Here is a 16,286-nt window from a genome sequence, read left to right as displayed (position 1 = left end):
CCCCCCCCCCCAGAGTGCCCCAAAAAACCAGCCCCGCATGACCGCACCCCTCCCCCTGCCAGGCGACAACCGTCTCGGCTGCGTGATTGAAGACCTGGCCAGCAAGGGCTGGTCCTGGCAGCCCGGCCTTCTGCCGGATGCCCTCCTGATAGCTCTGCGTGACGAGATTCACGCATTGGAGGCAGAGGCCGCGCTGGCCCCGGCTGGGATTGGCCGCGAAGATGCCTTTCAGGTCGATCACTCCATCCGCAAGACGCGCATCACCTGGCTGAACGATTCCAGCCCGGCGCAGCTGGCCTTTTCCGACTGGGCCGAGCATCTTCGCGAAGCCTTGAACCGCTCGCTGCTGCTGGGCCTGTTCGAATTCGAGGCCTGCTATGCCGTCTATCCGGAAGGCGGCTTCTATGACCGGCATCTTGACAGTTTCGAAGGCGCGAAGAACCGCATCGTCTCGCTCGTTGTCTATCTCAATGATCAGTGGAGCGCAGAAGATGGCGGCGCGTTGGTCGTGTGGCCGGAACGCGCGAGCGAAGACGACGCCCCTGTCGCGACATTGGTGCCGGAAGGCGGCGGCGTGGTGCTGATGCTGTCAGAAACCATTCCGCACGCAGTGCAGCCGACCACGAAGAAGCGCTATGGCATTGCCGGCTGGTGGCGCGTGAATCAGGCGATTGACGGAAAGGTCATCCCGATCAGTTGATGCCTATTTGAGGCTTCTCAGCATGATCTCGAAAACTTCCAGCACACGCTCAAGCATCACGGTATTTTCCCGGCGCGCTAAGGCAAAGCCTGAACCGTTCAATGCACCCTGCACGATCATGGCCGAAGCATCAGCCCGTTCCGGAGCGATCTTCCCCTTGTCGACCAGATACTGAATACCGCCCCGTACATTCTTTTGGCCAAGATCGTGATCAGCCTCATACCATTCCGCCAGGCCCAGGGCCCGCGGACCTTCCAGTAACACGATACGCTGATAGTCTTCGCGCATCACCCAATCAAAATAGACCCGCGCGCCTGCAAGAAAGGCGGCATAGGGGTCCTCATCGGACATGGCCTTCATGGCCGCGATGCGGGTTTCATTATCCATTGTGATCTGCAGATCACGCCAGACCTCATAATAGAGATTCTGCTTGTTCTCGAAATGGTGGAACAGAGCGCCCTTGGTGATACCTGCCTCAACGACAATGCTGGAAATGCTGGCCTCATAACCATCCTCCGAGAACCTTTTTCGAGCAGCTCTCAGGATGGTTGTGCGCGTTTCGAGGGCTTTTCGGGCACGTGGCTTAGGCATGGCGGCTTTTCAGTTGTCCATTTAACATACCAGTGGTATGTTAAATTACCAATGTGGACTTTTTCGGGTCCGCGAGACCCGGAACGGCACCACCATCACGACAACAGGCTGGGTGGCTTTCCGAAACCGCATTGCCATAGTGGGACGCGGGACGACCGCGCGAGCAGGTTCTTTGCCTGCGCGCGCGGTCGTCTTGATTCAGGGATAAATAGCCAAGCAGACCATAGCCGTCACAGCGCATAGCAGACACGATCAGATTCCCTCCCAACCTGTAATTAGAATTACAGGTTGGGAGGGAAATGACAAGTCGGTAGACGCGCCTTATCGGGAAGACGTGGCCCTGCCCGCACCATAGGAAACAGACAGGGCCGCAGCCTTAGTTTTCTGCGGTGAACCGCACCGTGGCAGAGGCACCTGCCGTCTCTGAAGTATAACCCGGTTGGCCCCCGCCCAGAGAGATAACCGCCTCTCCGCGGATCGGCGTCACGAACTTGCCGTCCGTATCATAATAGCCAAGCCGGTCCGGAGACAGTTCGAACGTCACTGTCCGCGTCTCACCCGGTGCAAGCTCCACGACATCAAATGCGATGAGCTCAACCTTCGGCACGGAGGGGTTTGCCCGTTCCTTGTGCTGAATATAGGCCTGCACCACTTCGCGACCGGCCATGTCGCCCGTATTGGTAACCGTCACGCTGACCGGCAAAGGCTGGCTCGCATCATGGCTTTCCGGCACGGACAGGCCATCATAGCCGAAGCTGGTATAGGAAAGGCCATACCCGAACGGATAAAGCGGCTCGCCCTCATAATATTTATAGGTGCGGTTCTGCATCGAATAATCGCCAAAGTCCGGCAGGTCATCTACCGATTTGTAGAATGTCACCGGCAGACGGCCGGACGGGCTGTACTCGCCCCATAGCAGGTCTGCGATGGCATTGCCTGCCTTCTCCCCCGGATAGAAAGCCTGGACAATGGCCGGCAAATTCTCGCTTTCCCAGTTCAGCCCCATGGCAGAACCGGAGAAGTTTACCATCACGACGGGTTTTCCGGTCGCATACAGATCTTTCAACAAGCTCTCCTGGCTTTCAGGCAGCTTGATGTTCGTGCGGTCTCCGCCCAGGAAGCCCTCCAGCTCGACACCCATTTCCTCGCCTTCGAGATTGGCATCAATGCCGCCAAAAAACAGGATGACATCGGCGTCTTCCACTGCGGCCATGGCCTCGGCCTTCAGATCCCGCGAGACATCCGTCCAGTTCAGATAGGCATATTTGTCCAACTGGTCGCGCGGCCAGCCACTGTCGAATTTCAGCGTCATCTTCACGCTATAGGGCTCGCCCGCTGTCATCGCGATGTCGTCACGTTCGCCCACTTCCTGGCCGTTGATTTCCACTGTGGACCAGCGCGACGGCTGGAACCGGTAGACCCCATCCGTCTCCGGAACAATCACGCCGTCCCAGATGGCACCGAACTCATCATTCAGCCCACCCGTGCTCGGCGTGCGGTCCCAATAGAAATCGATCTTGTCTTCTACTGTCTCGACTGCCGGGTCACCGGAGAGATCCTTCTCGACATAATAGGCCGCCTTCACGCCGGGCACCAATTCGCCTGCCTCATTCTCATGGAACAGGACAGAGGCCGGCACCGGCTTGTAGTCGGAATAATTGTCGCCCGCGATGGTGGATCCGACCGCATAGGTTACATTCTCTGCGCCCACTTTCGCGGTCACGCCTTCCAGCGCAGTGACAGGCTGTGTCGGACGGCCATAATAGTTCGCCACCAGCGTCCACCAATTGTCGGCATTCGGACCGATCACGGCCACCTTAGTTTCAGGCGCCAGTGGCAGGATGCCATCATTCTTCAGCAATACCAGAGACTGCCGCGCCGTCTTTTCGGACAGCGCGATATGTTCGTCATTCGCCACAATATCCAGCGACAGATTCGCCCATGGCACCATGGCCGGGTCATCATACATGCCCAGCCTGAACAACGCCGTGTAGAGACGGATGACCGCCTGGTCGATGGTTGCCTCATCGATCAGCCCCTGCGCGACCGCGTCAGGTAGCGCGTCCATCTTGTTGCCAAAGCCGTCCCCACAATTGAGGTCGGTACCCATCTTCACGGACAGGGCCGCCGCCTCTGCGCGCGTGTCGACATAATCATGCGCCACATAGGGCGCTTCGCCGGCTTCCTGCTTCGCCTCATCATAATAGAAGTCACCAATCGCGCCGCAATCGGAGACGACATAGCCGTCAAAGCCGAGTTCGCCGCGCAAGAGGTCAACCATCAGCCGCTCGCTGCCACAGGCCGGCGCGCCCCAGACGGCATTATAGGCGCACATGACAGAGCCGACATCGGTTTCGTCAAACGCCATCTTGAAGGCGGGCAGATAGGTTTCCCACAGATCTGCGTCGCTTGCATGATAGTCATCGCGGTGGCGCGACGGTTCCGGCCCGGAATGGACGGCATAATGCTTTACCGTCGCGACGGCTTTGAGATACTTGTCGTCATCGCCCTGGATGCCATTGACGAAATTCACCGCCATGCGGCCCGTCAGGAACGGATCCTCGCCATAGGTTTCCTGTCCCCTGCCCCAGCGCGGATCACGGAAGATGTTGATATTGGGCGACCAGAAGGTCAGCCCGCCATACATGGCGTAGACATCTTCAGACGCATAATAATGATGCTTGGCGCGGCCCTCGTCTGAAATCGTCGTGGCGACGTCCAGCATCAGGTCTTCATCCCAGGTCGCCGCCAGGCCGATCGCCTGCGGGAACACCGTGGCATGGCCCGCGCGGGCGACGCCGTGCAGGGCCTCGTTCCACCAATTGTATTCGTGGATGCCAAGCCGCGGAATGCCGGCAGCCTTGTCATACATCTGGGCCGCTTTCTCCTCCAGTGTCATGCGGCTGACCAGATCCCTTGCCCGTTCTTCTGGGCTGAGGGAGGCGTCCATATAGGGCAGAATCGCGGGCTCTGTCGCTTCTGGCGCATCCAGCGCGGCAACAGGTGCCTCGGCAGGCTCTGTGCTGGTACAGGCCGCCACCAATGCAAGCGATGCGACTGCCCCCATAAGGCTGAATTTATTGAATAATTTCCGGTTCAACATGGCTATTTCCTGCTCCCTCTGGATTATAAGGAGGGCACAGAAACAGCCAGACGCCCCCCACATTTGAGAGCATTGTTGCACGCTAACATTTTTAAGGCCAGACGCTTTTTGGCCTTTTTCGCGGGGGTCGCAATCCGGGCCCTATACCGGCTTCAAAGTCTTCGGATTGATTCCACCCATGCGGCAGACTTCCGTCCACTCATCGGCCTTCACCGGCTGAACGGACAGGCGGAAAGACGTCACCAGGCTCATCTCCTCCAGCTTCGGATTGGCCTTCACTTCTTTCAGCTTCACCGGTTTTGGCATGTCGGCCAGCGCCCGCACATGCACGCAGTCCCAGCGTTCATCATCGGTCGTGGAATCCGGCGCGCTCTCGGCCGAGATCTCGACAATGCCGACCACTTCCAGCCCCTTGTTGGAGTGATAGAAAAAGCCCCGGTCGCCGACTTTCATGTCGCGCATGAAATTGCGCGCCTGATAGTTGCGGATGCCGGACCATTCCTCGCCCTCATCGCCCTTGGCCTTTTGCTGCTCCCAGCTCCAGGCGTCCGGTTCGGATTTGAACAGCCAGTATTTCATGATGTGCCTCTTCGCATTTCACTTTGTCAGACCTAATCGGATTCCGGGCCACGTCCACCCGGCCCCCGATGCAAGCCCAGCTGCACGCCCCTTCGGACATAAGCGTTCAGCCCTTGCGCTGCCCCGGCGGCTGGCTAAAACGCTCTGTCCTGCACATGCCGAGACAGATCGCCATGCCCAACTACATCTCCCTGACAGAGGCTGCCGCAAGGCTGCAGACGGCGTACCGTGTTCTCATTATCGGCTGCAGCGGTTCAGGCAAGACGACGCTTGGCCGCGCCATCTCCGACGCATTCGGCCTGCGCTGCATCACGCTTGACCAGGAAGTCCTCTGGCAGTCGGGCTGGGTCGAGCGCGACGATGCAGAACAATATAGTATGATCGCCAAACTGGTTCAGGAAGACCGCTGGGTGATGGACGGCACGAATCCGAAAACATTTGACCTACGCCTGCCACGCGCAGACCTTGTCCTCTGGCCGCGCCTGCCGCGTCTCGCCTGCATCAGCGGCGTAACCAGACGGTGGCTGAAATATCGCGGGCAAACCCGTCCCGGCATGGCGCAAGGGTGCCCGGAGAAACTCGATGCGGAGTTCCTGCATTTCATCTGGACGTTCGAGCAGACCGTCTCCCCCCGTATCATTGAAGGGCTCGACACGCATGGGCCAGACGTGCCTGTTCTCGTATTCCGCTCCCGGAAAGAAATGACAGGTTTGCTCACTCTCTCAGGCGCGCCTGCCCAACTGTCTTAGCGCTGCGCGGACGAGACCGTCATACGCGGCCCAGCCTTTATAGTCTGCCATCTCCGGCGTGATGCCCTGCCAGGCGGCACTGAACGCCTCCGCCGCCCCTTCCCCGGCAAGCGCCGCGCGCAGCGGGTCCACCACGATACGGATGGTGAACAGCACAGCGCCTGTCTCCGGCAGTTTGGTGATCGTCTGGCGTTCCACGCGCAGATACAGCATGTGCAGTGCAGCATCCTCCGGTGTCTCTGCAGCCAATGCCTTCAGCGGCGATGAGCTGGGCGTGAAGCGCGCCTCGCCCGCCTGAACGGTCCAGTTGAAGCGCTCCAGAATGAGGTCCGGCTGCAGGCCATCAAAGATGCGGGAAATCCGCCGCACCAGATCCGGGTCAGCGCCCGGCACAGGCGCATGCAGCCCGCCAAGCGGTTCCCCCATCTTGTCAGACAATCGCCAGAAGGTCGGCCCGCACAGGCTCGCCGCCTGCAATCGCCACAGCCCGTCTTCTCCCCGCACCATCAGACAGAGATCATCGGAAACCTCCGCGGCAGCGGCCTCCAACGGCGTCGGCCATTCGCCTTCGCACGTTCCCTGTTCCAGCGCGCTAAGCACCAGCGCCGCCGCCTCCGCCATCTCGGCCTCTGCTCCGTGAGCGGCAAATACCTCAATGCGGCGGGTGCGCATCAGGTCGCGTTTCGGCCCCAGCCAGGCCTCTGCTTCACTGTCGGGGGTCAGCCAGTCTTCGCGAGCAACCGGCTTCAGGCCGGGCGCAAGCCCCGGCGGACCGCTCAGAAAAGGCAGATAGGGCGGCGCGCGCATTACGAGTCTCAGACGGGCACTGCCGCGCCCCAGCTGACAAAGCCTGCAATTTTGGGCGTGGACGGAAGATACATCGTCTCCGCTCCGTCCAGACGAAAGCCCGCAGCGGCAAACATCGCTTCAGTGTCGCGCGTCAGATGGCACCCACCACCGAGAGGTTTCCACACGGGCTCTATGCGGCGCTGCCATTTCGCAACGCCCTTATCGGGCGCCAGGCCATGCTCGGAAAACAGGATCTTGCCATCCGGCTTCAGCACACGGCGCACCTCGCGCAGGCTCGCCTCCCAGTCCGGTATTGTGCACAATACAAACGTGATCACCGCCGTGTCGATGCTGTCATCTTCAAGCGGAATGGCTTCGGCGCCGGTTTGCAGGAATTCGATATGATTGCCTATGCCCAGCGCGCCAGCCTCCCGGCGCGCCTTCTTCACCATCACCTCGGATGGCTCCAGCGCATAAAGATGCTCCACCTTGCTGGCGTCATAATAGCGAAAATTCGTGCCGGAGCCGCAGCCGACCTCAAGAACCTGCCCCTCCGCCTTCGGAACAATCTTTTCCCGCTGCTTCATGATCGGTTTCGTCTGGCACGCGCATGAAACGACATGCGGAACGACGTAACGCTCCCACGGGTTCACTGGCCGCCCTCCAGATCACCCGGTGGAACATCTGTATCCGGTGTATCGACAGGCGTGGAGACCGAGCTGTAGCCGGGATATTTCTGGCGCTGGATCAGCGTCTTCGTGCCCTCGGTCGGGCGGGCGATCAGGGCATCCTGCGAAATGTTGACGACATATTCGAATTTGTCGCCCATCGGCTGATAGGTGGCAGAGCCATAATCGGCATCAATACCAAACCGTCCGCCCTGTTTCTCGGCAAGCGTATAGACATCCAGACCCGGATTTTCCGCCAGAGCGATGCCATTCGTCGTGGCCTCGGTCACTTCCGTCGTCGTGAAGCGGCGCGACATGCGGCCCTCGATATAGTCCAGCCGGTAGATGGAATCATAACCAAGCATGTTGGCCATCGGCTTGAACTTGATGACCTGCGCGCCGACTTCGAACTGATTGCCGCGCAGCACGGGCTGCGTACCATCGGCCTGAACCAGCTTGGTGCCATCCGACAGCGTCATGTCCAGCGCATAGGCATTGTCCTCGCCCGGCAAGGCGGCGAATTTGATATTGGCGGCGTAGCGTTCCTTGGTCAGACGCTTATAGGTCTGCAGATTGAGGCCCGCAAAGGCAACCACGCCCGCCAGGCCCAGAAATCCCACACCGAAGACGAGCCGGAAAAAGCCCGATCCCGCTTTCAGCTTGGCCAGCTTCCCGAAGCCCGCAAACAACAGCATCAGGCCAATGACCGCAGCAATTGCCGGCAGGATCCACCAAATCAGTCCCATCAAATCACTTCTCCTGTCTGCACCACGCCCGCCAGTCTCTCCCGGCAAGGCCTCCCAAGCCCGTTATAACACCTTATTAACACTTGTTTAGCGCGTCAGATACCGCTCAGTTCCGGCGCAATTAGGGCAGAGCCTCCCTCTCTCTTTTCTGTCACGACGCCTAAAGAGACAATCAAAAGAGAAAGCGCGCTTTTCTCTGCCCAGCCTGCTCAAATCCTGCTAACGCCACCCGCATGAACTTTCGTGACTTCATGCTGCTTTTCGCCGTCTGCCTCGTCTGGGGACTGAACCTGGTCATCACACGCTGGGTGGTGGCCGATATTGGCGTGCCGCCGATCTTCTTTGCCGCGACCCGCTTTGCCGGTGTCGCGCTGTTCCTGCTCGCTTTTCTGCGGCCAAGACCGGAAGACCTGCGAATGCTGTTCCTGATCGCGATGTTCATCGGCGCGGTACATTTTGCCCTGCTCTTCCTGGGCCTTCAGAATGCGGAGGCGTCCGCAGCCTCGATCACCGGACAGCTCGGCGCGCCCTTCTCTACGCTGATGAGCATGGCCTTTCTGGGCGAGACGATTGGCTGGCGGCGCGGCCTCGGCATCATGCTGTCTTTTGCGGGGGTCGTGCTGATCGCCTTTGATCCCGGCAGCTTCACCATCTCCATCGGCCTGGTCTACATCACCATCGCCGCCTTTATCGGCTCGATCGGGGGCATTCTGATGAAGCGCATGGCCCCCATCAAGGCGCTACAGCTGCAGGCCTGGGTCGGCCTGTTCAGCTTCGCGCCGCTCTTCATCACGTCCGGTCTTTTGGAAACCGGGCAGATCGAGTCTCTCATGCGCGGCGGCTGGCAGCTCGGCCTGGCCTGGCTGTTCGCGGTGGCAGGCGTGTCGATCTTCGGCCATGGCGCCTTCTATTCCCTGATCAAGAAATACGACATTTCGCTGCTCTCCCCGCTCACGCTGATGACCCCGGTCTGGGGCGTCATCTTCGGCATCATCCTTCTGAACGAGCCGATCACGGCGCGGCTGGTGCTTGGCTCTGTCATCTCCCTGTCTGGCGTCTTTGTCATCGCCGTGCGCCAGAACCAGCGCTTGCCGGAAGCCTCCATCGTGGAGAAAATGGGCTCAGGAGGCAGCTAATGCAGACAGACAGCGTGGAGAGCCCGAACTTCAACGCCCGCCGCCACGCGCTCGACATGCTGGTGCTGCACTATACCGGCATGGAGTCCGGCGAGGCCGCCCTGCAGCGCATGTGCGATCCTGCCGCTGAAGTCTCCGCCCACTACATGGTCTGGGAAGATGGCCGCATCACCCAGCTGGTCCAGGAAGACCAGCGCGCCTGGCATGCCGGGGTCTCCCGCTGGCAGGATGATGACGATCTGAACTCCCGCTCCATCGGCATCGAAATCGTCAATGGCGGGCATGATGTCCCTTTGCCGAATGGCCGCCTGCCGCCCTATCCGGATGCGCAGATCGCCGCCGTCATCGCGTTGTCGAAAGACATCCTCTCGCGCCACGCCATTCGACCGTCCCGTATTGTCGGGCATTCGGATATTGCCCCGGCGCGCAAAATTGATCCGGGCGAGCATTTCCCGTGGGACCGTCTCGCCGCAGAGGGTATCGGCTACTGGCCTGACCTGCCTGCCATGTCAGGCCGCGATGGTGGAAGCCTGCTACCTGGTGATACCGGCAAGCATGTCGAGCACCTGCAGAGTGTTCTCAGAGGCATCGGCTATGAACTGGCCGTAGATGGCATCTATTCCGATGAAACGGCGAGCATCGTGCGCGCCTTTCAACGCCGCTGGCTGCCCTTGCAGCTGACCGGACATACCGATGCAGGCACGCTGGCCCGGATCGCACAGATTCATACGGGGCTGGAGGCCTCTTCCTCTTCTTGAACCGAGATATCTTCCTCGTCATCTTCGGCGATGACGTCTTCCTTCTGCATCCGCGCTGCCCACTCAACCGCCAGCGCTGCGCCGAACAGCAGCGATGAGACGGACACGGACAGCCAGATGAAGCCCAGGATAACAGAGGACAACGCACCATAGAACGTGTCCAGCGCGGTGAATTTCAGATAGAGGTGATAGCCCCAGGTCGCGACCAGCCAGGCCAGTGCCCCCGCCGCTGCACCCAGCGCCTTCGCCCTGTGTCCGCTGACCCGCCCGCTGAGCGACAGGGCAATGATCAGATAAAAGATCACAAAGCACGCAATCCCCTTCCCCAGCCACAATTGCGCGGCAATGTCGGAAATCGTCTGCGCCAGATCGAATGCGATAAAACCGTCACGCTCTGTCACGACAGACATGATCAGTTGCAACGCGCCCAGAATCCACACCGCCAGGATCAAAAGCGCCGTCATCAGGATGGACACGCCTTGAAAGCGGATGATCCTTGTGCGCCGTTCACTGCCCGCCACCATGCGGATGCCCGTGATCGCCGCCTTTGCCCCGGAACTCGCCGTATAGAACACGACGATCACCGCAATCAGCGCCTGAAAGGTGATCACCTGCGGCGTCGATTCATGGATCGTATCAAGGTCTGCCTTGCTGAGCGGGGCCACGGCTGAAACCAGAACCTGGTCCACCGTATCGGCCAGATGCTGGCTGATCTCGCGCGGCAACAACGTGAACAGCAGGGTCAGCGTCAGATAGACAATCGGGAAGATGGAAAACAGCGCATAGAAGCTGATGCCCCCCGTCACAATCCGCACTTCCGGCTTGGACAGCCTGACCATCGCACACCACAGCGGCTCGAGCAGCCAGTGCATGACCGGCTCTGGAATGGGCAGCTTTCGAAGGTATTTCAGCATGCAGGGCACTCCGGGAATTCTGCAATATATGGGGCAATTCCGGCCCCTCTCCCACCCCTGAAGCGTTAAAGCGGGAGTTGAACACCGCCCGCGCCTGAGTTATATACACGCCACATTCCCGTGTTGCCGCGGCTGCTGACCCCACGACAGCATGAGGAATATACCATGTCACACCCCGCTAATCGGGCGGCACGCCGTGCGGCTGCCCGCCATCATAATGGCGACCGCAAGGTAGAGCCAACCTATCGCGGCTTTGCAGAAAAGAAGTGGAGCCTGGTCTATCTGCGTCATAACAAGCTTCACAGGGCGCGTCAGATCGGCAAGATCTGGCCATACCGGGAGTGGGAGAAACTGATGGCAGATGCCGTGCCTGTAAAAGTCCTGTTCGTCTGCAGCCACAACAAGTGGCGCAGCCCGACGGGCGAAGCCGTGTTTGCGAATGTCGCAGGCGTCTCCGCCCGCTCCGGCGGAACGGCGCGAGATGCCCGTCATCAGATCACGGTGGCAGATATCCGCTGGGCGGACATCATCTTCGTCATGGAAGACAAGCATGAACAGCGCTTGCGGGCCGATTTCCGGCAGGAAGTCGCGTACAAGAAGCTGCACGTCGTGCTGGATATTCCGGACGACTACCAGTTCATGGATGACAAGCTGGTGACGCTACTCCGGGAAAAGTGCGAGCCGCTGATTTTCGCTGCGGCTTAAGTGGATTTTACGGCCCGCAGGTCCACACGCCCTGATAGGTCCGTTCGGCCCCGTCCGCGCGCTGCACCAACAGCTTTGCGCTCTGGCTGACCGTCTCTGTGCCGTCATTCACGCGTTGCTCTACCGGTGTCAGCGTCAGGATCATGCCCTTGCCGCCAAACTTGCCGCCATCGGCCTCCAGCATGCTGAAGCCGCCTGTCTCGGTGCCGGTCAGGGTTTCGGCATAGCCATTATTGTTGATCCCGCCGCGCGCGCGGAACTCATCGCCGACATTGGCCTTTGCGATGAACAGCAAGGCATTGTCTGGCTCGGTCTGGAAGCTGCAGCCTAGCTCTCCTTCCAGATCAAGCCCGGTGTCGGCGGTGATCGGCAGGAGCTGGATGTTCGATCCATCTCCCCCGATTGTCTCCGACGCCGCATCCGGCTGGTCCGGCTGCAAGGCCTGATCCGTATCCTCTGCCTGTGCCTCATCCTGCATGGCCGGCGCCATAGCCGGGGCCTCTGGCTGCGTAGACGGGGCGTCCTCCCTGGAACAGGCCGCCACAAGGGCAAGGGACAGGGCGAGTGCGGTAACGGATGCTTTCATCATGGCGAGACAACGATCTTCCAGCCCCCCGGTTCCCATGGTCTGCAGACTTATTTTCCCGCCAGCGCCACCTTGCGACTTGCGGCGTTCGCATCGGCAACAGATTGCAACATCGCGTCCAGGTCTGCCCGGTCGAACACATGGGTGCCCAGCATTACCATCTCGATCTCCCGCGTGGCGGAAATGTCCTCCAGCGGATTATCCCTCAGCAACACCAGATGGGCCTTACGCCCTGCGCTGATCTCTCCGGTATTACTAGCCATGAAGGCCGCCGGTTTCACCGTTGCAGAGGCCAGCACTTCGGAAGAACTCATGCCGGCCGCATTCATGGCTTGCAGTTCGTCATGCAAGGAAAAGCCCGGCACCATGACCGGTACATTCGCATCCGTGCCCGCCAGAATGTCCACGCCATGCGCCAGCATCGCATCGAGCAGGATGTGCTGCGCCTCGGCATAAGCCTTCCAGTAGATAAGGCTACGGGCCTGCCGACGTTCGTCCATCCCTTCCGGCCAGCGATAGATGTTCACCTCCGGCAGCCAGCCCATACCGCGCGACGCAATCACCGTGCCCTCGGCAATGCCCGGGTTTTCGTATTCCAGTTCAGCGGCCTGTAACTCTTCCTTCAGCTGGGATTTCTGGCGGTGAAAGCTGTCGACCAGATCCAGCGTGGACGTCACCATGATGCCCTCGCGCACCAGATTCTGTGCCACATCATCACTCCGCTCCCGAACGAACTCCAGAAACGCCCCTGCCTCGTCAGGGCCATAGCCGCCAAACTCCTTGTCCAGCTGTTTGACCAGTTCCTCGATATGCGCAATCTCGGAAGCATTGCCACGCCACACAGCGTCCAGATCCGTCGCCACCGGAATGTGCCCCACCAGCGGCATCCCGGCCTCGGCGGCCACCTCGCTCAGCTGGTCATAATTTTCGCGGCTGAGAAAGCTGCTGGATTTCAACGCGTCATAGCCTGCCGCCTTGAAGGCCGCGACCGCCCGCTCGACATCCTTCCGATTACGAACAATGGTCTTACGCTGCGTCCAGCCAACCATGACGCCTTCAAAGCCCACAAAAGTCGCAAATTGCGGCGCCACCACAAAAATCTCCGGCCCGATCCGGCCTTCTTCGATCTCGCGCTTCCAGGCCAGATTGTTCGGCTGGCCATTCATCTCGCGCACCTGCGTCACGCCATTGGCAACATAAAGCAGCAGATCATTCGCGCTCTCCCACAGATGCACATGCGAGTCGGTAAAGCCCGGCACCAGATACATGCCCTGTCCGTCCACGGCGCGAATGCCTTCCGGCACGTCCCCTGCCCCGACGGTCCGGATCAGGCCATCCTCAACGATCACGGACTGGCCCGGAATGAACCGGTCTGCTTCCGGCGCCAGTACATTCACATTGGCCAGCGCATAGGTCTCCGCTGCCTCTGCCTCAAGCTCCGGCTCGGCCACGTCGACAAAGGCGCCATACATCCGGTTCAGCTCGCGATCGACGAACAGATAGCTCGACACCGTCCCCAATACCGCAATCACCCCTACGGCCAACAGCCCCCTGATTACCCATTTCATCATGATTGTCTCGCTTATCTAGTCACTGTCTAGATTTAGCCGTACAGGCGCATCTAGACAGTGTCAAGTTATGCGCTATGATACACTTCATGACAGCTTCATCCCCTTCCGCTTCGCGCGCCGCATCAAAACGCTACCATCATGGAGACCTTGGCCCGGCGCTGCTCAAGGCGGCGGAAGAAGAACTTGCTGAAAACGGCACGGAATCCTTCTCCCTGCGCGCCGTTGCCAAGCGTGCAGGCGTCAGCCATGGCGCGCCAGCCCATCATTTCGGGGATGCCAAAGGCCTGCTCACCGCGCTCGCCGCCATCGGATATGACCGCCTGATCGCCGTGCAGGAGGCCCGCCAGGCCACTGCCGCGCCGGACAAGACCTCCCAGCTGATCGCCATCGGCCTTGGCTATGTCGATTTCGGCATTGCCAACCCGGCCCTCTTCCGCCTGATGTTTTCCTCCGAGAAACCTGACCGCAGCGATGAGGCCTTCGCGGCCAGCTCCCTCGCCGCCTTCGGCAAGCTGGTAGAGCTGGTGCAGGCCGAAGTCGGCGCGGACCCGTATTCAGACGCCGCAGCCATGAAGGATGTCGTCGCCTCCTGGGCCATGGTGCATGGCCTGGCAGATCTCATCCTGTCCGGCCGCATTGAGCGTCTCATGGGCCTCAGCCAGCTCCCGCAGGATGAAACCGACGCCATCCTCACAGACATTTTGCTCCGCCCCATCCCGCGATAGAGCCTTCAGCGCCCGCCATCTGGCGCGGCCCGCTGCTTTCCCCTATATAGCCTTCCAGACCAGACGGCCGGGCAGCCGCTGGCATGCTGGTAACGGCATGCTGGAGGAAAGTCCGGGCTCCAGGGAAACAGGGCGACGGCTAACGGCCGCCCGGCGCGAGCCGAGGGAAAGTGCCACAGAAAGCAAACCGCCCCTTCTCGAAGGGGTAAGGGTGAAAGGGTGGGGTAAGAGCCCACCGCAGGCCTGGCGACAGGACTGGCACGGTAAACCCCGCCCGGAGCAAGACCGAATAGGGGGCGCATATGGGCCGTTTTCCGCCCGCGCCCCGGGTGTGTCGCGTGAGGTGTCTGGTAACAGGCACCCCAGAGGAATGGCTGCCAGATCTCCGCAAGGGGACGAACAGAACCCGGCTTACAGGCCGTCTGGTCTTTTATCTTCAGGCATCCAGTACGACGTCAAACCCGCCAAAGATCATCCGGCTGCCATCGAATGGCATCTCCATGCCGGCCATGCGCTCATCCGCCATCAGCTTTTCCCAGGCCGCATCGCGCGCATCCTTGGACGGCCAGCTGATCCAGGACAGCACGACCGTCTCCCCCTCTTCCAGCTTCACAGCCATCGGCATGGAGGTCAGCTTGCCCTCCGGCACATCGGCGCCCCAGCATTCAACAACAGACAGCGCACCAGCTTCCTTGAACAGTTCCGCTGTCTTTTTGGCATGGTCCAGATAGGCCGCCTTATTGGCCTCTGGCACCGCCGCCACCATTCCATCCACATAGGTCATATTCGTGTCTCCTAGCGTCATGAGTCTCAGCACACCCTCTCTAGTAATTGACAAATATGTTGAGGTCAACATATTCTGCGAATCATGGATTCTGCGCTCCCTCTTGCCATCACCCATGAAGTCCGAGACCGGTGTCTCTGCCTGCACCTTCAGCGCGCTGCCCGCGCTGTCGCGCGCCGCTTTGATGATCTTTTCCGTCCCCTCGGCATCACGCAGGGCCAGTTCTCACTCCTGATGTCGCTGAACCGGCCAGACGCGCCTCACATGGGCGATGTTGCCCACCTTCTCGCCATGGATCGCACGACATTGACCGCCAATCTGAAACCACTGGAGCGGCGCGGCCTCGTCACAGTGACGCCAGATCCGAAAGACAAGCGTGGCCGCTGCCTTCAGTTGACGGAGGATGGCCGCGCCCTGCTGAAACAGGCCGTCCCCCTCTGGCGCACCGAGCATGATGCCCTGGATATGCTGCTCGCCTCCGGCAATCCGGATCGTCTGCGGGAAAACCTGCTCGCACTCTCCTTCCCTCCCCCACAGGAGTAGACCATCGAAAACTTCATCATCCTCTCCGGCTGCTCCGGCGGTGGAAAATCAACGCTGCTTTCGGCGCTGTCAGACCTCGGCTACACCACGATCAATGAACCCGGCCGGCGCGTGGTAGAGGCCGAACAGGCCAGCGGCGGCACCGCCCTGCCCTGGCAGGATTTGCGCGCCTTCCTCACCTGCGTGATCGCGCTCGCCCGCGCAGATCATGAGGCGGCCCGCGCGCATACGGGCCCGGTCTTCTTTGACCGCAGCCTGATTGACGCCCTCACCGCCTGGCAGCACCTGACCGGCTCTGCCGAACTTGCCCCGCTGGCGGAGCAATACCGCTATGCCCGCACCGTCTTTCTCACGCCGCCCTGGCCGGAGATCTACGAAACGGATGAGGGCCGCCAGCATGGCCTTGAAGAGGCCGTGGCCGAATATGACCGCCTGCTGACGGCCTATCCTGCGCATGGTTATGAGACAATCCGGCTGCCGAAAGCGCCGGTAGCAGAGCGTGTCGACTTTCTGCTCGGCCAGCTTGACCTGCCAAATGGCGGGGATTGAGACGGTCCTGTGCTACGCCTTCTGGCGCGGAACCTGTCGCCGGCATTGGCGCGGCACAATCTGAATTCGTGGGATAAGCCGCTGGCGCAC

18 protein-coding genes and 1 other RNA gene are annotated in these 16,286 nt (G+C 60.4%); 9 read left to right on the top strand and 10 right to left on the bottom strand.

The window, feature by feature from the left end:
• The coding region (locus HY2_RS13410) for a 2OG-Fe(II) oxygenase (protein WP_206741034.1) at positions 1–700 on the top strand (700 nt) is incomplete at its 5' end.
• A 3-nt stretch (positions 701–703) separates the two neighbouring features.
• On the opposite strand, the gene HY2_RS13405 is transcribed toward HY2_RS13410, so the two are convergent.
• The 3 genes from HY2_RS13405 to HY2_RS13395 all read right to left on the bottom strand — a co-directional run bounded on the left by HY2_RS13405 (position 704) and on the right by HY2_RS13395 (position 4,973).
• A complete protein-coding gene (locus HY2_RS13405) occupies positions 704–1,291 on the bottom strand; it encodes a TetR/AcrR family transcriptional regulator (RefSeq protein ID WP_034828469.1) in 588 nt (195 codons plus the stop codon).
• A gap of 376 nt (positions 1,292–1,667) precedes the next feature.
• Positions 1,668–4,394, bottom strand: a complete 2,727-nt coding sequence (locus HY2_RS13400) for a glycoside hydrolase family 3 C-terminal domain-containing protein (protein ID WP_051595039.1) — start codon at positions 4,392–4,394, stop codon at positions 1,668–1,670.
• Between the two features lie 141 nt (positions 4,395–4,535).
• A complete protein-coding gene (locus HY2_RS13395) occupies positions 4,536–4,973 on the bottom strand; it encodes an EVE domain-containing protein (protein WP_034828468.1) in 438 nt (145 codons plus the stop codon).
• Positions 4,974–5,128: 155 nt separating this feature from the next.
• On the opposite strand from HY2_RS13395, the gene HY2_RS13390 reads away from it, so the two are divergent.
• Positions 5,129–5,722 carry a P-loop NTPase family protein gene (locus HY2_RS13390; RefSeq protein WP_051595040.1) on the top strand — a complete coding sequence of 198 codons (594 nt, stop codon included), beginning with the start codon at positions 5,129–5,131 and terminating at the stop codon, positions 5,720–5,722.
• Here the strand turns inward: HY2_RS13390 and HY2_RS13385 are convergent.
• The 3 genes from HY2_RS13385 to HY2_RS13375 form a co-directional block, all read right to left on the bottom strand.
• Entirely contained in the window at positions 5,696–6,529 is an 834-nt protein-coding gene (locus HY2_RS13385) for a heme-dependent oxidative N-demethylase family protein (RefSeq protein WP_051595038.1), read from the bottom strand. The two genes, HY2_RS13390 and HY2_RS13385, sit on opposite strands and share 27 nt — an antisense overlap.
• An 8-nt stretch (positions 6,530–6,537) precedes the next feature.
• A complete protein-coding gene (locus tag HY2_RS13380) occupies positions 6,538–7,098 on the bottom strand; it encodes a class I SAM-dependent methyltransferase (protein WP_233346260.1) in 561 nt (186 codons plus the stop codon).
• Between the two features lie 62 nt (positions 7,099–7,160).
• The gene (locus tag HY2_RS13375) at positions 7,161–7,928 is read right to left on the bottom strand and encodes a hypothetical protein (protein ID WP_162173291.1); all 768 of its coding nucleotides are present in this window, start codon (positions 7,926–7,928) and stop codon (positions 7,161–7,163) included.
• A 230-nt stretch (positions 7,929–8,158) separates the two neighbouring features.
• On the opposite strand from HY2_RS13375, the gene HY2_RS13370 reads away from it, so the two are divergent.
• Positions 8,159–9,061 carry a DMT family transporter gene (locus tag HY2_RS13370; RefSeq protein ID WP_034828462.1) on the top strand — a complete coding sequence of 301 codons (903 nt, stop codon included), beginning with the start codon at positions 8,159–8,161 and terminating at the stop codon, positions 9,059–9,061.
• Positions 9,061–9,819: a peptidoglycan recognition protein family protein gene (locus HY2_RS13365; RefSeq protein ID WP_034828460.1), complete on the top strand. Its 759-nt coding sequence runs from the start codon at positions 9,061–9,063 to the stop codon at positions 9,817–9,819. The genes HY2_RS13370 and HY2_RS13365 overlap by 1 nt, the downstream gene beginning before the upstream one ends.
• Here the strand turns inward: HY2_RS13365 and HY2_RS13360 are convergent.
• Entirely contained in the window at positions 9,786–10,733 is a 948-nt protein-coding gene (locus HY2_RS13360) for a YhjD/YihY/BrkB family envelope integrity protein (RefSeq protein WP_081815064.1), read from the bottom strand. The genes HY2_RS13365 and HY2_RS13360 overlap by 34 nt on opposite strands.
• A 165-nt stretch (positions 10,734–10,898) precedes the next feature.
• Here HY2_RS13360 and HY2_RS13355 point away from each other — a divergent pair, with 165 nt between their 5' ends.
• Complete coding sequence (locus tag HY2_RS13355; protein ID WP_233346828.1) at positions 10,899–11,438, top strand: low molecular weight protein tyrosine phosphatase family protein; 540 nt, start codon at positions 10,899–10,901, stop codon at positions 11,436–11,438.
• Positions 11,439–11,445: 7 nt separating this feature from the next.
• Here HY2_RS13355 and HY2_RS13350 read toward each other — a convergent pair whose 3' ends face one another.
• Both HY2_RS13350 and HY2_RS13345 read right to left on the bottom strand, forming a co-directional pair.
• Positions 11,446–12,027: a hypothetical protein gene (locus HY2_RS13350; protein ID WP_034828458.1), complete on the bottom strand. Its 582-nt coding sequence runs from the start codon at positions 12,025–12,027 to the stop codon at positions 11,446–11,448.
• A 47-nt stretch (positions 12,028–12,074) separates the two neighbouring features.
• Complete coding sequence (locus tag HY2_RS13345; protein WP_081815063.1) at positions 12,075–13,595, bottom strand: amidohydrolase family protein; 1,521 nt, start codon at positions 13,593–13,595, stop codon at positions 12,075–12,077.
• Between the two features lie 86 nt (positions 13,596–13,681).
• Here HY2_RS13345 and HY2_RS13340 point away from each other — a divergent pair, with 86 nt between their 5' ends.
• Positions 13,682–14,320 carry a TetR/AcrR family transcriptional regulator gene (locus HY2_RS13340; protein WP_034828475.1) on the top strand — a complete coding sequence of 213 codons (639 nt, stop codon included), beginning with the start codon at positions 13,682–13,684 and terminating at the stop codon, positions 14,318–14,320.
• Between the two features lie 59 nt (positions 14,321–14,379).
• Positions 14,380–14,750, top strand: an RNA gene (gene rnpB / locus HY2_RS16870) — RNase P RNA component class A.
• A gap of 6 nt (positions 14,751–14,756) precedes the next feature.
• Here rnpB and HY2_RS13335 read toward each other — a convergent pair.
• Positions 14,757–15,104: a DUF1428 domain-containing protein gene (locus tag HY2_RS13335; protein WP_034828473.1), complete on the bottom strand. Its 348-nt coding sequence runs from the start codon at positions 15,102–15,104 to the stop codon at positions 14,757–14,759.
• 84 nt (positions 15,105–15,188) lie between these two features.
• On the opposite strand from HY2_RS13335, the gene HY2_RS13330 reads away from it, so the two are divergent.
• Together HY2_RS13330 and HY2_RS13325 are read left to right on the top strand one after the other, a co-directional pair.
• Entirely contained in the window at positions 15,189–15,647 is a 459-nt protein-coding gene (locus HY2_RS13330) for a MarR family winged helix-turn-helix transcriptional regulator (RefSeq protein WP_034828456.1), read from the top strand.
• A gap of 3 nt (positions 15,648–15,650) precedes the next feature.
• Positions 15,651–16,196 (top strand): AAA family ATPase, encoded by a 546-nt coding sequence (locus tag HY2_RS13325; protein WP_034828454.1) that lies wholly within the window; start codon positions 15,651–15,653, stop codon positions 16,194–16,196.
• Positions 16,197–16,286 lie beyond the last annotated feature (90 nt).

The organism is Hyphomonas pacifica (genome assembly GCF_000682675.1).
GTDB lineage: Bacteria > Pseudomonadota > Alphaproteobacteria > Caulobacterales > Hyphomonadaceae > Hyphomonas > Hyphomonas pacifica.
Note: the sequence above shows the minus strand (reverse complement) of the source record. Positions and strands in the feature narration are given on the sequence as shown.

What these genes read in the sequence shown, in the direction of transcription:
- HY2_RS13405 (WP_034828469.1), bottom strand. Translation starts at nt 1,291, where the DNA reads ATGCCTAAGCCACGTGCCCGAAAAGCCCTCGAAACGCGCACAACCATC.
- HY2_RS13400 (WP_051595039.1), bottom strand. Translation starts at nt 4,394, where the DNA reads ATGTTGAACCGGAAATTATTCAATAAATTCAGCCTTATGGGGGCAGTC.
- HY2_RS13395 (WP_034828468.1), bottom strand. Translation starts at nt 4,973, where the DNA reads ATGAAATACTGGCTGTTCAAATCCGAACCGGACGCCTGGAGCTGGGAG.
- HY2_RS13390 (WP_051595040.1), top strand. Translation starts at nt 5,129, where the DNA reads ATGCCGAGACAGATCGCCATGCCCAACTACATCTCCCTGACAGAGGCT.
- HY2_RS13385 (WP_051595038.1), bottom strand. Translation starts at nt 6,529, where the DNA reads ATGCGCGCGCCGCCCTATCTGCCTTTTCTGAGCGGTCCGCCGGGGCTT.
- HY2_RS13380 (WP_233346260.1), bottom strand. Translation starts at nt 7,098, where the DNA reads ATGAAGCAGCGGGAAAAGATTGTTCCGAAGGCGGAGGGGCAGGTTCTT.
- HY2_RS13370 (WP_034828462.1), top strand. Translation starts at nt 8,159, where the DNA reads ATGAACTTTCGTGACTTCATGCTGCTTTTCGCCGTCTGCCTCGTCTGG.
- HY2_RS13365 (WP_034828460.1), top strand. Translation starts at nt 9,061, where the DNA reads ATGCAGACAGACAGCGTGGAGAGCCCGAACTTCAACGCCCGCCGCCAC.
- HY2_RS13360 (WP_081815064.1), bottom strand. Translation starts at nt 10,733, where the DNA reads ATGCTGAAATACCTTCGAAAGCTGCCCATTCCAGAGCCGGTCATGCAC.
- HY2_RS13355 (WP_233346828.1), top strand. Translation starts at nt 10,899, where the DNA reads ATGTCACACCCCGCTAATCGGGCGGCACGCCGTGCGGCTGCCCGCCAT.
- HY2_RS13350 (WP_034828458.1), bottom strand. Translation starts at nt 12,027, where the DNA reads ATGATGAAAGCATCCGTTACCGCACTCGCCCTGTCCCTTGCCCTTGTG.
- HY2_RS13345 (WP_081815063.1), bottom strand. Translation starts at nt 13,595, where the DNA reads ATGATGAAATGGGTAATCAGGGGGCTGTTGGCCGTAGGGGTGATTGCG.
- HY2_RS13340 (WP_034828475.1), top strand. Translation starts at nt 13,682, where the DNA reads ATGACAGCTTCATCCCCTTCCGCTTCGCGCGCCGCATCAAAACGCTAC.
- HY2_RS13335 (WP_034828473.1), bottom strand. Translation starts at nt 15,104, where the DNA reads ATGACCTATGTGGATGGAATGGTGGCGGCGGTGCCAGAGGCCAATAAG.
- HY2_RS13330 (WP_034828456.1), top strand. Translation starts at nt 15,189, where the DNA reads ATGGATTCTGCGCTCCCTCTTGCCATCACCCATGAAGTCCGAGACCGG.